This window comes from Paenibacillus sp. JJ-100, from assembly GCF_948329825.1.
GTDB lineage: Bacteria > Bacillota > Bacilli > Paenibacillales > Paenibacillaceae > Paenibacillus.
Genome location: NZ_CAOJCM010000002.1, coordinates 103997 through 117890 on the forward strand (window position 1 = coordinate 103997; position 13894 = coordinate 117890).

At 44.3% G+C, this 13894-nt stretch carries 13 protein-coding genes; 3 read left to right on the forward strand and 10 right to left on the reverse strand.

Translation table 11 applies throughout. The annotated features are described in order from the left end of the window. Positions 1-63 precede the first annotated feature (63 nt). From PQG66_RS07065 to PQG66_RS07075, 3 genes are all read right to left on the reverse strand, one after another. Positions 64-1074 (reverse strand): aldose 1-epimerase, encoded by a 1011-nt coding sequence (locus tag PQG66_RS07065; protein WP_272036730.1) that lies wholly within the window; start codon positions 1072-1074, stop codon positions 64-66. A 207-nt stretch (positions 1075-1281) separates the two neighbouring features. Then, positions 1282-2091 carry an MBL fold metallo-hydrolase gene (locus tag PQG66_RS07070; RefSeq protein WP_272036732.1) on the reverse strand — a complete coding sequence of 270 codons (810 nt, stop codon included), beginning with the start codon at positions 2089-2091 and terminating at the stop codon, positions 1282-1284. Positions 2092-2274: 183 nt separating this feature from the next. Further along, a complete protein-coding gene (locus tag PQG66_RS07075) occupies positions 2275-2541 on the reverse strand; it encodes a hypothetical protein (RefSeq protein WP_442955047.1) in 267 nt (88 codons plus the stop codon). A gap of 264 nt (positions 2542-2805) precedes the next feature. Between PQG66_RS07075 and PQG66_RS07080 the strand changes: the two genes are divergently transcribed. The 3 genes from PQG66_RS07080 to PQG66_RS07090 all read left to right on the forward strand — a co-directional run bounded on the left by PQG66_RS07080 (position 2806) and on the right by PQG66_RS07090 (position 5788). Further along, positions 2806-4038, forward strand: coding sequence for an aminopeptidase (locus PQG66_RS07080; protein ID WP_272036739.1), 1233 nt, complete (start codon positions 2806-2808; stop codon positions 4036-4038). Between the two features lie 240 nt (positions 4039-4278). Further along, on the forward strand, positions 4279-4869 hold the full coding sequence (locus tag PQG66_RS07085) for an RNA polymerase sigma factor (protein ID WP_272036741.1): 591 nt from the start codon (positions 4279-4281) through the stop codon (positions 4867-4869). Next, a complete protein-coding gene (locus PQG66_RS07090; protein ID WP_272036743.1) occupies positions 4847-5788 on the forward strand; it encodes a hypothetical protein in 942 nt (313 codons plus the stop codon). The genes PQG66_RS07085 and PQG66_RS07090 overlap by 23 nt, the downstream gene beginning before the upstream one ends. Position 5789: 1 nt before the next feature. Here the strand turns inward: PQG66_RS07090 and PQG66_RS07095 are convergent, their stop codons facing one another. The 7 genes from PQG66_RS07095 to PQG66_RS07125 all read right to left on the reverse strand — a co-directional run bounded on the left by PQG66_RS07095 (position 5790) and on the right by PQG66_RS07125 (position 13782). After that, positions 5790-6323, reverse strand: coding sequence for a hypothetical protein (locus PQG66_RS07095; protein ID WP_272036745.1), 534 nt, complete (start codon positions 6321-6323; stop codon positions 5790-5792). A gap of 212 nt (positions 6324-6535) precedes the next feature. Next, positions 6536-7828, reverse strand: coding sequence for a hemolysin family protein (locus PQG66_RS07100; RefSeq protein ID WP_272036747.1), 1293 nt, complete (start codon positions 7826-7828; stop codon positions 6536-6538). A 395-nt stretch (positions 7829-8223) separates the two neighbouring features. Then, entirely contained in the window at positions 8224-9750 is a 1527-nt protein-coding gene (locus tag PQG66_RS07105) for a sigma-70 family RNA polymerase sigma factor (protein WP_272036748.1), read from the reverse strand. Positions 9751-9973: 223 nt separating this feature from the next. Continuing rightward, a complete protein-coding gene (gerQ, locus tag PQG66_RS07110) occupies positions 9974-10489 on the reverse strand; it encodes a spore coat protein GerQ (RefSeq protein WP_442955048.1) in 516 nt (171 codons plus the stop codon). Between the two features lie 35 nt (positions 10490-10524). Continuing rightward, a complete protein-coding gene (locus PQG66_RS07115) occupies positions 10525-10947 on the reverse strand; it encodes a cell wall hydrolase (protein WP_272036751.1) in 423 nt (140 codons plus the stop codon). A 178-nt stretch (positions 10948-11125) separates the two neighbouring features. Beyond that, positions 11126-12826 carry a hypothetical protein gene (locus PQG66_RS07120; protein WP_272036753.1) on the reverse strand — a complete coding sequence of 567 codons (1701 nt, stop codon included), beginning with the start codon at positions 12824-12826 and terminating at the stop codon, positions 11126-11128. A gap of 206 nt (positions 12827-13032) precedes the next feature. Further along, positions 13033-13782, reverse strand: coding sequence for an SDR family NAD(P)-dependent oxidoreductase (locus PQG66_RS07125; RefSeq protein ID WP_272038099.1), 750 nt, complete (start codon positions 13780-13782; stop codon positions 13033-13035). Between the last annotated feature and the right edge of the window lie 112 nt (positions 13783-13894).

Consider the following 13894-nt stretch of genomic DNA (forward strand, 5'->3'; position numbering starts at 1 on the left):
GACAAAATTGTAAGCGTTACGCAAAATAGACTGATTGTACGTGAATTTAAAACTGCTTCCGTTCTATTTTTGAGCTGCAATTGGATAGAGACGGCTGGTCTGTTCAAACAGTTCCCCTGGCTGCAATCCAATAAGACCACTCTCCTCTGCAGATATCCCTTCCACGTTCGGAGCATTGACCAGATTCATCTGTGGTTCTGGACAGAAAAATTCATTGCAAGCATTATTGTTCCAGATCATCCAATGTTTATAAGACGTACCTACATCGTACACCAGCTTGTCTCCTGTACGATGATCGGTCAGTTCCATGAAATTACGGCCATTCTGTGGCTCAGCAGTATAGTGATTATCCATCGCTGCAAAAAACGGATTAACTCCGCGCTGTTTGAGCTGTTCTTCTTCCGGTGTAAGCGGTTGAAATTGTCCTGTCGGCAGAGAACGCTCGTTTAATTCACGGCGCTGACCAATGGTTACTTTGGCCGTATAATCCGAAGATTTGCTATCCGGTGCAAAAGGAACTTTGATCGCAGTATGGAAAGCGAACAGGTTCGGCATATATTCTGAACCCGTATTATTTACGATCAACTGTTGTTGCAGACCATGGCTACTCAACGAATAACGAAGCGTTACAATAAAATTAAACGGCAAGTATTTGTAAAAAGGATGGCCTTCTCCGACAATTTGGCTGAGTGTGACATAACTCTCAAGTTCATTCGATCCATATCCTTCTACCGTCCACGCCACATCATGTAAAAATCCATGCAAGTGGTTTCCCGTTGCAGGTTCATTGATGGGAAGCTGATAGACTTTGCCATTCCATGGGAAACGACCGTCTTCATAGCGATTTGGCGGTGATAGAATCGGAATACCATACACAGCAGGAGCGGCCAGAAATTCATCCATCTGATCCTGATCTGGCTCTCTCAGGTAGCTGTACCCTTTTTCTGTATCCCGAAAAGCAACCAAATTTGCACCTACGCTAGGAATCACTGCTGCCTCGAATGAACTATAGCGCAGCCACACCGCAGGAATGCCGCCAAATTGTTCTTCAAAAGCTGTATTCTGATGTGTCATCGTTATATGTACCTCCTGCATACTAAGGTTATATATTATACGGCTCGACTATATCATGATTACGTATAAAATAACAATCTGAGATCAAGAACAAATTAAACAAGAATACAAAATAAAAAGACAGCTCTTCGCATGAAGGCTGTCTTGATTTAATTTAAAACTCTTCAGTAACAACTTCTTCATAAGGAGAAGGTGAACGTCTTTATCTCATTCCACGTATTTCCCATGATCCGGTACTACGTCTTCTTCAAAATGCTGATCAAGTGCTCTGAGCGATTCATGCAGCATCTCCCCGCTCAGCGCATGCCCATGTCCCGTTACAGCCATCTTGGGGTCGAGCGTCCGGATATAGTGCACAGATCGATGAGCGGCTTGCCAGTCCGTTGTAAAATACGCAGGAGGGCCATGTAGCTGTTTGTCCTGAAGCAGAACACTCCAGAGCGACTCTTGCTTCACTGTGACAATTGCATCACCGGCAACCAGCAGCCGATCTGATTCACGAAATAGAGAGATATGCCCAGGCGTATGACCAGGTGTATGTAACCATCTCCATCCCGTCAAACCAGGTACAGAGTGATCTTGGGGTAGACTGAACACCCGATCATCTAGATTAATCGCCTCGTTAGGATACGCAAATGACAAACGCGCCATGAGACCTCCCCCTACGGATGGGTCTGCCGGGGGATAATTTTTCAAACCCGTCAGATATGGGATTTCAAATGGATGTGCATACACGGGTACTCCCCAGAATTGTTCCAGTTCAATGACCGTCCCCACATGATCAAAATGACCATGAGTTAAAATAATGGCAGACGGTGGACCTTGAAAACGCTCGGTTGCCACATCAACAATATGATTGGTGAATTTCGGCATACCTGTGTCCACAAGAACCCAGTTTCTGCTACCCGGATCTCCAATGAACACAACATTCACAAAAAGGGTACGCAAGCTCAAAATATCAGGAGCAATATTCTCGACGCTAGTCATTCCTGATGTAATCAGATTGTCAAATGCCATTCACGGTTACCTCCCATCAGGCGAATTGTCTCTCTGGTTTTGTTCATTCCGTAGACTTCCCTTTTCTGAATCATCTATTCGGGATGAGAAAAATAAAATAAAACGGCGCATTACCTTTTCAGGGAATACACCGTCTAGTATAATCACGTATTTCATACTATAGAACAAAAATCTAGCCAATAATCAAGCCGGATAAGCATCCAGAGCCGCATCCAGTAATTGATTGTAAAGATCGTCATCGTTCTCCAAAAGCTCGTCCATTTTGAGCAATTCTTCTTCGTCACCAGATTGTTCGGTGAAGTGCAAACTGTAGTCCCAATCCTTCCCGTTCTTGCTCATGAACGTAACTTCATATACAGACTTATTACCGTCTGCCTTGAATACAGTACTTCCTACGAAACTTTTTTCATCCTCACGATGCATCTCTGCTCGCATAATTTCGATTTTCACTTTCATACTCTCCTTTTAATCTTTCATTCAAAGCTTTTCTCCAAAAATCATTCCCTAAGAGGGTCCAAATCAAAAATTGGGGTTTTTCTCTAAATTTCTGGCAAAGCTGTTTGGTAATTATTATTGGTTAATTGTACAATATATATCGTAGTAACGTATACATTATTCATATGAAGGCCCTATGCCAAATCCTCATAATACTTCAAAGAGGACGATATAGACAGCCAGCTACGATATTTATATCACATTGGAGGTAAATTTAGCATGAACAATTTTGAATCAAACCTGCAGCAATATGCTGAACTCGCTGTCAAAGTAGGGGTCAATATACACCCTGGTCAGACCCTTGTGGTGAATGCGCCGATTACGGCGGCTCACTTTGTACGATTAATTGTTAAAGCCGCATACAATACAGGTGCGAAATTAGTTAAAGTCAACTGGAGCGACGAGACGGTTACCCGTCTTCACTATGATTTGGCTCCAGATGAAGCGTTCTCTATTGAGCCCAAATGGTTTGCAGGTGAGATGACTGAACTCGTTGAGCAAGGTGCGGCCGTTCTGCATGTCATCGCTGAAAATCCTGATTTGCTGAACGGTGTTGCTCAGGAGCGTATCGTAACTAGCCAGAAAGTACGTGGTAAAGCGCTGGAGAAATATCGCGCGTATCAAATGGCAGACAAATTCAGTTGGTCAATTGTCGCCGTTCCTTCCCCTGAGTGGGCCGCAAAAGTATTCCCTGATCTCCCTGAAGAACAGCAAGTAGATCGACTATGGGATGTTATTTTCAAAACAGTACGGATTGGAGAAAAAGACGCTGTCGCAGAATGGAAAACTCACCTGCATAACCTTGATTCACGTGCAGACCTGCTGAACAGCAAAAAATATAAAAAGCTTCACTATACCGCCCCAGATACAGATTTGACTATTGAGCTTCCAGAGGGTCATATTTGGGTATCTGGCGGCAGCGTGAATGAGCAAGGACATGTCTTTATTGCGAATATGCCTACTGAAGAAGTATTTACTGCACCGCTTAAAACAGGCGTTAATGGTACAGTTCGGAGCACGAAACCGCTCAGTTACGGTGGTAATCTGATTGACGGTTTCTCTCTCACCTTCGAGAACGGACGCATTGTTGATTACACAGCTGAACAAGGACTGGATGCGCTGAAAAATCTCATCGAAATGGATGAAGGTTCACATTATCTGGGTGAGGTTGCCCTTGTGCCGCACAAATCTCCGATTTCGGACACGAACATTCTGTTCTACAATACATTGTTTGATGAAAATGCATCCAATCACTTGGCGATCGGAAATGCCTATGCTTTCTGTCTGGAAGGCGGCAAATCGATGTCGAAGGAAGAACTGATTGAACACGGGATGAACTCCAGTTTGACCCACGTCGATTTCATGATTGGTTCCGGCGAGATGAACATCTATGGTGTAACTTCGGATGGTACCGAAGAACCAATCTTCCTGAATGGGAACTGGGCGTTCTAAATCATTCAACACATTAAGTTTTTTTATCTATATCTCAACGAACAGACGGTTTTGCTGCTATGGATTCCATGGTTTGCAAGACCGCCTGTTTTTTGTTTTTCAGCAAACTTTAGACTGGAGTTGAACTCTCTCATTTCAGGACGCTAAACAGGTCTAACGGACATTGTAAGGTTTCCATATTCTGTTGTAAAATGTAATGATACCAATGTTTGTGGACTGTTGACCAGAAAGGAGAGCACCATGGCCAATCGGCTCCAGCTTTTACTCGCCTCAGATTTCCATCAATTAGGATCGGGACTTCAGGAAGAGGTATATTATGAATATTATAATATGGTGTATGGACTGATCGTCTATATTATCAAGGAACGCGCAGCTGCTGAAGATATCATTCAAGAGGCTTTTATCAAAATCATTAAAAATAAACCCCTCTTCGAAGATGAGGTTAAACTCAGAGCTTGGCTCAAAGTTGTCACACGCAATACGGCAATTAATTATTTGCGAAAAAATAAAAATAACCGTAACCAACTGGATACAGATAGTGTTTTTACAGATATAGAGACACGTAATCAAACATCTGCCTCGGTTGAAAGCATTGTTGAGACACAGATGATGCAAGAGTCTATTGAGCACTACCTTTCACAGTTGAAGCCCGAATACCGCGTGTTGATTGAGATGCGTTGGAAGGAAGGCTTATCCTATCGAGAAATCGCTGAATGTTTAGATACGACAGAGGACATTGTGAAGCAGCGTTTATTCCGAGCCCGTGGCAGTATCAAGAAGAAATTACATAAAGAATGGGGTGGAAGTATTGAACAGAGGCAAGCCAAATAAGCTTGAAGAACACTTGGACTCAGGCCTATACAATGAGTATTTTGATGCGGCGTTTGAGCAGGCTTTTGATGAAGCATTCGAGCAAGCTGCCTCCTCCCCTTCTGCCTCTCCTACCAGATCTATGCAACAATCCTGGCAAAAGGTACAGAAAGAGATTGAAAGACTTGGTGCCCATAAACGAAGAATGCGTACTTTCAAGCTTTCGGCCGTTGTTGCTGCTTCCGTAGCGATTGGTGCTGTTATTTTCAGTCTGCCATCTGGTACACAAGCGATATCCCCTCTTGTTCAGTCCATCAAAGAATGGGGCAATGGCATGAAATCCATCATGGTTGAGGAGCGATCTGTCGATCTTAGTCCTGATCCTTCTACCGCCAAAACGCCTCCGCCACCCGATCGTGAGTCTAGCCATGTTATTACTGATGAGGCGGCAGGCATTCCAGCTTTTGAACTCGATAGTCATTTTTATCGTCCAGTTGCTGTCACTGAAGAGATCGCTCGAGATGGATTTCTGGGGAAATTCATTTTATCCAAAGCCATCCCTGCTCGTTTTAATAAGGTAAAATACGAACTCATGCTGGACACGGATAATCCAGAAAATCCAGACAACTTTTACGAGTCCGATATGATGAGAGTGAAATATTCCATCCAGGGCAAAAACGATTCGGAAGAGCTTATACAGTTTGATTATGAATATGTTAAGCCGGGACAGTCGATCGAGAAGACGCCACTACAGAAAAGTGAAACTGTGAAGCTCATCGATGATAGTGAAGCGCTGGTGTATGTTGGTCCCCCTTTCAATTCCATTCAGTGGGTGACGGGTTCTCTAAGTATGAGCCTGTTTGGAAGTGTGACTGAAGAAGAAATGATTGCTATTGCTAATGATTTTGTGGAGCAGAACTCTCCTGCAAAACAAAATTAAATTAAAACAACACGCTAGGTGAAGTTTGGATGGACTGACCGGACGTCGTTCCATCATTAGCTGTATGAATACTAACGACACGATAATAATAACCAGTAATGACCTCCCAATCCGAACTTGATCGAAGGACATTTGTTTTTGTATCCGTTGAGGAGCTGCCTATAAAGGTTACCCAGGCTGTTCCTGTCCAACGCTCCAAACGATAATTCACAGACAGCTTTTTCATCTCTTTATAAGTCATTGTTGTTGTTTTTACAATCGCATGGAGACCCTCTCCACGTGTTAACGAATTTGTGGCCTGATAAATATGTACGGGTTGGGCAGCCTTCGATTGAAGCGAGTGCCTGTGAGGTTCGAGCGGCGGCGGAGCTGTTCGGGCACCAGACGTCACGTTCATAATTGGACTTGCAGCTGCGGACAAACTTGTAGGCAAGACAAGAAGGATCGGTGTTGCCAAAACAAGAACAACGGCTATTTTCAAGAGTGGAGTACGAATTATTTTTTTGTCCCATCTTCGGGCATTCGTCATCATCATTCCTCCTCCATTTTTTTGTATTCATCTAATAAACGAACTTAACGGATGACTGGTTTCAAAAAAACAGGACGCTCCGATTCACGATCGGAAGCGTCCTTTATATTTCCAATAAAATTGCGTATGAATCCAACAGTATAATTGCCCGAATCTTAGACCCTGAATAGGTCACTGTTCTCTTAAGTGAATTCCAAGCTAGTAGAGGAATAGAGGAACTACGCTCCTTCTTCTTCAACCAGCATCTCAAGCTTCACCACTTGTACACGCGAGATTCGCTTTTGTTCCGTCTCCTCAATCACAAACAGATATCCATTATGTTCAACGGTTTGCCCCACTTCAGGCGGAATCGCATCCACTCTGGAATATAACCATCCACCGATCGTATCGTAATCCGTTCGATCCATCTCGATGCCGAATCGTTCACTGACTTCTTCGATTAACATTAATCCATCAATCGAATATTCCATCTCATTCACTTGTTCAATCATTGGACGCTCTTGGTCGAATTCATCCTGAATTTCACCAACAATCTCTTCCATGATATCCTCAAGCGTAACCATACCCGAAGTTCCTCCGTATTCGTCGATAAGAATAGCAATCTGTGTTTTACTGCGCTGCATGCGCTTCAGTAGATCGCTAATCAGCGTCGTGTCCGGCACGGCCAAAATCGGACGAATCACAGATATGGTATCCGTTAGCTGAGATCGCATCAGGTCCTTAATGTGGATAAAGCCGATAATATGATCCTTATCTCCGTTATATACCGGATATCGGGTTCGCATGCTTTCACTTGCGATCTCCATATTTTCCAGCATGGACTGATTGGCATTAAGACAGATCATTTCCGTCCGCGGAATCATAATTTCACGGGCGGTTGTATCCGTAAAATCAAATATATTATCAACAAGTGCTAATTCAGTATTATCAATTAAACCGCTCTTATTGCTTTCTTTCATAAGAATACGTATTTCATCTTCACTGTGTGCATCGTCGATCTCCGAGGCAGGCGCCATGCGAAATAGTCTGAGTAATCCATTAGCCATGCCGTTCAGCACCCAGATGAACGGGTACATTAATTTGTAAAAATACGTCAGCAGAGCCGCAGACCACAGTGTGATCGTTTCCGACTTGCGAATGGCCATCGTTTTGGGCGCCAATTCTCCCAGAACAATATGCAAAATTGTAATAATAACAAATGCAATGACAATCGAAATGCCATGTACATATACCGGACCCAGTCCAATAGCGGAAAATACAGGCTCCAACAGTCGTGCAATGACAGGCTCTCCTAGCCAACCAAGCCCCAGGGAAGCCAAAGTAATGCCGAGTTGACAAGCGGACAAGTAAGCATCCAGATTACGTATAATGTTAGATGCATATTTTGCATTTCGATTGCCTGCTTCTACCAAAGCCTCAATTCGACTGCTTCGAACCTTCACCATTGCAAATTCTGCTGAGACAAAGAAACCATTCATTAATACCAGTAAACCAATTAAGACCAAACTCATAATGCTCGGTAAGGGGTCACCCAACTGTTCTTCCTATTCGCCGGAATTGTTCGGCAAATAGGTCCACCTCCTTCGAAAATGTAGGATATTAGCTATTCTGCCGTTCATAAGTAATCTCAACTTCCCAATGCTACCACCTCCTGCTGTTTGAGTCGAATAACAAGGATATGCTTCTTTTATTATATAATTCTAAACTACACAGTCAAACCGTGTCCTATGACACCTAAACGAGCAAATCGCTACAAATCGTTTACAAAAGTAACGATTACGCTGTTTTTATTACATTTACTAAATAAAAGAAAACAAGAGAAAGGACTATTCTTAACCGAGTTCCCTTACCCTTGTTCCCAATCTATATAACCTATTTCATTTTTCATTTATATAAGATGCATATTTTAGACGATACCTTTTCTAACATGTAGTCCACCGACCCAGTATTCATCTTCTCTCAGCGTTCTCCAGTTCACTTCATCCCTCAACACCCGAACCCCCAGATCCGTCAAGGACAGAACAGCATTCCGAAAAGCCTGATCATACTGAGAATACTTGGGAAAACTTGAAGCTCCACTCATTCGGATCAGTGGAGAGGGCCCTTCTGCGATCCTCTTCAGATGTGCCCAGTATTCGAGATCACCTAACCCGAGAATATGCAATTTGTCTCCTACTTCACGAAACAGGTCATGTGGATGCTGCACTCCAGCACTGATTGCTTGCAATGTAGCTTGTTCAATGCTACCTAGCCCATTGGTTACGGATGGCAATCGAGATAGATGAGCCTCAAATGCAGCTTTTGCAAATGGAAGCTCATTCGTTCCGGACTGTAAGTATTGTTGATGCTGCCAAATATCAGATGAAGTGTACGCTTCCCAGAACTGTTTACCTGCGCGTAGTTCTTGTTCTTCAATGACATGCCAGCTTCCTGACAAACTTCCAATCTGCTTGGGAGTGAGCTGTCCTAGCCCTCTGAAATGCTCTACTTCGGGATACGAATCGATACAAAGGAGATTCAGACGTATATTCTGCAGATCCTGTCCACTGAAATAGTACAGGAAGTAAGATAACATCGTTTGGTCATATAGGTCATATTCAAACCAAAGCACAATCTCTTTGTATTGTTGCAACGATCGAAGCTTCTTTTCTAATGCTTCAATCTGCAAATATTCCTTTTGCGGTATGCCTAGTTCGGCTTCCAGTACAGCTGCACGATGTTGACGAGCTGTGCTTTTTTCCATATCGCTGGTAACAGGTCCATACGTATACAATTCTCTCCAGACTAGAATATCCCCTTGAATTCCGCTCTCACGCAAACGATTGGCCGCATGGTCCCCATTCATAATATGCAACATACCTACTCCTCCTTCGTGAAGTTCCTTGAACATGGTCGCCAGATTCCGAACAGGCAAGGAACGTTTTAGTTTTGCCCGAGCATCAAACAGTCTTTTCTTTAACGCAGACACGTTAACCTCAAGGAAATCCGATATTTCTTTCAACGAGTAGCCTTGAAAATAAAACAGATCAATCACGATTTGCATTGATGATGGTAATTGGTCAATTGAACTACGTAGCGTCTGCTGCAGCTCTTTCTGTATCGCCTGAGCTTCTGGATCACGGCTCTGATCTTCTTCACGGAATACAGTCTCTATTTCTTCTATGGGAACCACCGAATGCCTCTTGCGTCTCAACCAGCGGTAACATTGCCGCTCTACAATCGTTTTGAACCACCCTGGAAAAGCTTCCGGCTTGTCCAACTTGACCAGATTGGCAAAAGCTTCGGTAAAAGCCTCTTGTACAACGTCCTCTGCTCCATAGGTATCCTTTAGCTGCTGATAAGCCACAGCAAGTGCCATTCCGTAAAATTGGTTCACCAGTTGCTCATAGGCTTCTGGCTCTCCATGCAATGCTCCTTCAATCCATGATTTCAATACTGGGACTCCTCTCATCCGTCTTACTTCACTGACCGATCTATTATTTTATAATGATACAACTCTCTCTACTCTGCTTTTCATATGTATGTGCCGTGAACTCTTGATTAGGTTACTTTATTTCCACATAAAATTGCAAAAGCCGTCCTGGTTGCAGATTATCACTGCAATCAGGACAGCCGATGTTTACCCTAGGTGTCAATGGAGTTCATGAATGAATATATTAAAATCTGCTTGGTGCTTGTGGGAAGTTGCCCACAACGCCCGGATATTGATACAGCAATGGCTCATCAAATGTTGCATAATCGAAATTCACCATCAACAGCATAATTCTTCTGCCGGTTTTAGGGTCACTAATGATAATGTGGTCACGTCCAGCAGCTTCGATCACTCCTTGGAAAATGCGAGCATTCCATTCTTTATTTCCTTCGTATGTCATGTAAAATGTACCGAATTTACCCAGATTCAAACGCAGAATGTTCTCGATGTATGACTGCTCAAATTGTGGAGCTGTTGTGGAGACCACTGTTCCCGTTGGTGTCATTGGGCTACCGCTGGACACGAGCGGTGGTACACTTGTGGAGCTTGGTGATACCATTCCTGGGGTTGGTGACATTGCAGGCATACCATTTCCGATTTTATAAGAAGTACCCATGACCTGAGAATTCGCTTGTTGACCCAATGCTGTATTCGCTTGCTGACCCATTGTTTGAGTTGGTTGGTAAGGTTGATTAATCATTTTAATTCCTCCCTGGTTATCAAAAGATAAATTGGTTAATAGACTTCTGGACAGTCTTCACCTGTCGGACTAAAGAAACAGTGCGCTTTGAAACGTCCCGTATTGGCCTGGTTATACCATGTCGCTGGACAATCTCCTGCAGGTCTAAAAAACCATAGCGAGTTACTCGCCGGCCAGAAACGCTCCCCATTGATGACACGTTGCGCCAAACGAATCTCGGATTGTCTCGCCCGCTGATAGAAGTATCCCTTTTGCGTGGCCTCAAAGCCCCCTGGATTCTGAAAGACCATCCGATTGATATCCCGGATGTCACCAAAATCCAGACAATCCGCAAGAACACGATTCACACCAACATTGCCTACCAGCAACATCCCTTGCTGTCCGTCACCCTCGGCTTCTGCCCTCATCAGTCTAGCCAACAGCCTGACGTCTTCCGTGTTGGCCCTAATTACGCCCATCGCCTGCTCCCTCCCTTGTTGTTGCTCTTCATCACCGTACATCGTATTGTGCAGGAGCCTATTCGGTGACACAATTCCAAGATTTTTTTGCATAAAAAAAAAGCCCGGAACCTCACACATGGTGATTTCCGAACCTTTTTCTGATAACTGTCGAACTTGTCTAACCGTCTAAATAACGTTAAGGTTTGGCTTCAATCCAGTAATCATAAGCATGTACCAGATTGCCTTTGTATGCCTTGTATGAAGAGAGCAAATCAGGCAGTTTATTAAGCTGACTCTCCATCTCCTGTGCCCCTAATTCGTGAAATGAAATATGTTTACCTTCGAAATTTTCCTTCATCTCCACAGAAATGAGTAGCGGTTTACCTAGACGATCAGCAATCTCCATCTCCTGGCTCACAACTGCTGCAATGCCGTTGGATCCTTCTGCAATATTGCGAAATGCCATCAGAGATATATGATCAAGCGTATCAATCATGAATTCGGTCACAGAGACATCCCTGCCTGGTAACTGAAAAGTATCCAGCCATACGGCAAGATCTGCACTTGTTTCCAGATTACTGTCTTTCTTTGTTTCTTCCTGGAAAAATGCAATGTTGGATGCCCACTCGGCCAGCAGTGTATCTCGATTGGCGTCCCAATCCGGCAGAGTATACGGTTCTATGTCCAGATGGATACCTTCGAACCGCTCATCTGGCTCAACTTCGGCATTATAGTTCTTCACATAATCAATCAGGCGTTTGATTCGAGGCCGATTCTCCATTTTCCCCCAGATCGGATGCCCACCCATAGCATGAATTTCGATTCCTTGGGCTTTTGCCCTTTTTACAAAACTACGGTAACTGGAGTACGGCTGATCCAGATCAAGACGCACGTATAACCAATTGATGTTCTGCTGCTTCGCAAAAGTCAAAATGTGATCTCCCCCATCATCCGTCACTTGCGAAGCCTCCCAAATATAGGTACCCCGAATTTCAGGGGCACTTGCAGGCGGATTTGCAGGTTTTTCAGGAGAAGGCAGATCATTCGGTTCCAGCGCACCCCAATACGTCAGATCATGTACAGCAGAACCCGCATAGGACTTGTGCTCTCGGAATGCAGCGGCGACCTCTTGAAGAGTATTCTCCAGCTGTAAGGAGCCTTTGCCAGCAAAACTCGTAAACTCTTCACCAGGCATTGGCTTCGTGTTTACCCCTACGGTAACACTCGTACCATTCGCGTCTGCCCACAGCATTTCCTGTTCGATCAGACGTATAATACCATTATTACCTTGCGCATTATCGCGGTAAGCGAGTAAAGTCACATGATCAACATTTTGAATAAACCAGTGTGACAGCGCTTCGTTATCTGCATCCTCATCTGCTCTGCTCCCTTTGACGGTATAAGAATCTAGCCAAAAAGGCAGATCCACATGTACAGCGATTCCACCATCCTGCTCAACCTGTTCCAGTAACAGCTTCATATTACCAATCCAGGATTCTATCAGCGGCGTGGCGTCTACTTTCCATGTAGGAAGCACGTAGGGTTTAACATCCAGATGGATCGCATCAAAGCGTTCATTTGGCTCTACAGCCTGATTGTAGTTATTAACCCACGAAGCTAATCGCAGCATAGGAGCCTCTCGTCCTTGAACCCCCCATGATGGGTCACCACCCAATGCCTCGATGGCAATACCTTTACGACTAGCATTGGCAATAAATGATCGGTATTCCTCTTTGGATATGGTCATATCAACGTTCACATATAGTCTGTTTATCTTATGTCTTGCCGCATTCGATAGCAGCTCATCTCCTGCACTCTTCACAGATTGCGCCTGCCATACCCAAGCTGCGCGTATATCCGCATCATCGGCTTCGGCAGGTGTCTTGATCCCGATCATTATCATTCCTCCGATCAGTAAACACAGCCAAAATACTTTCCGGGAAGTTTTCCCGAACATACACTCCCTCCATTCCTGTTCTGTTGTAAAATCACATTCATTATAGCAACCGACCTACCAAAAACAAATAAGCCCAAGTGCTTAACTTGGGCTTATGGTTATTCAATTGAGACCCTATGGAGCTACTCCGAGTCTATATCCCGGATCTAGTCCTCATATATCATTTTTCGGGTCATACCGCCATCAATTACGAGATTAGTCCCAGTGACAAATGTATTAGCAGGGTCGGTTAAATATAAGCAGGCTCTGGATATATCCGAAGGTACACCGACTCGGCCGGATGGATGCTGTTGATGGTCTTCCGTGCTGAGTTTGGACAAGTCTCCAGTCTCAATCCAACCGGGACTGATACAATTGACCCGAATTCGGTCTTTACCAAGTGAGACTGCCATCGCATGGGTCAGCGCAGTAATTGCACCTTTGGAAGCGGCATATGCTTCGCTATCCGGCTCAGACATGAAGGCACGAGTAGAAGCCATGTTCACAATGGCGCCACCATGTTCATTTTTTTTCATATATCGCGCAGCCTCCCGACTTGCCAGAAAGCAACTCCTCACGTTGGTGTTCATTACATCGTCCCATTCGTCAACCGACAGCTCGTAGGGTGATTTCCATCTGGAGACGCCAGCGTTGTTTACCAGTACATCAATCTGGTTGAATTCCTTCACTGTTGTGCCAAACAGGTGCTGAATATCATGCTCTTTGCGCACATCGCACTGTATAAATATGGCCTCTCCGCCTTCATTACGTATGGATGCCGCTGCTGCCGCACCTTCGGCTTCCTGAACATCTGCAAGTACAACCTTGGCACCAGCAACGGCATAGGCCTCAGCAACGCTTCGCCCGATCCCCTGAGCAGCTCCGGTAACAACAACAACTTGATCTGTGAATGACATCATGATTCCTCCTCTGGTATGATATCTGTTTAATCTCTGGTTAGAATATAATCGCTATTGTTTAGTTCACTTCCTATCGGTCTTCCATTAACCCTATATCTATATACAAACA

What these genes read in the sequence shown, in the direction of transcription:
- PQG66_RS07065 (WP_272036730.1), bottom strand. Translation starts at nt 1,074, where the DNA reads ATGACACATCAGAATACAGCTTTTGAAGAACAATTTGGCGGCATTCCT.
- PQG66_RS07070 (WP_272036732.1), bottom strand. Translation starts at nt 2,091, where the DNA reads ATGGCATTTGACAATCTGATTACATCAGGAATGACTAGCGTCGAGAAT.
- PQG66_RS07080 (WP_272036739.1), top strand. Translation starts at nt 2,806, where the DNA reads ATGAACAATTTTGAATCAAACCTGCAGCAATATGCTGAACTCGCTGTC.
- PQG66_RS07085 (WP_272036741.1), top strand. Translation starts at nt 4,279, where the DNA reads ATGGCCAATCGGCTCCAGCTTTTACTCGCCTCAGATTTCCATCAATTA.
- PQG66_RS07095 (WP_272036745.1), bottom strand. Translation starts at nt 6,323, where the DNA reads ATGATGATGACGAATGCCCGAAGATGGGACAAAAAAATAATTCGTACT.
- PQG66_RS07100 (WP_272036747.1), bottom strand. Translation starts at nt 7,828, where the DNA reads ATGAGTTTGGTCTTAATTGGTTTACTGGTATTAATGAATGGTTTCTTT.
- gerQ (WP_442955048.1), bottom strand. Translation starts at nt 10,489, where the DNA reads ATGATTAATCAACCTTACCAACCAACTCAAACAATGGGTCAGCAAGCG.
- PQG66_RS07115 (WP_272036751.1), bottom strand. Translation starts at nt 10,947, where the DNA reads ATGGGCGTAATTAGGGCCAACACGGAAGACGTCAGGCTGTTGGCTAGA.
- PQG66_RS07120 (WP_272036753.1), bottom strand. Translation starts at nt 12,826, where the DNA reads ATGATCGGGATCAAGACACCTGCCGAAGCCGATGATGCGGATATACGC.
- PQG66_RS07125 (WP_272038099.1), bottom strand. Translation starts at nt 13,782, where the DNA reads ATGTCATTCACAGATCAAGTTGTTGTTGTTACCGGAGCTGCTCAGGGG.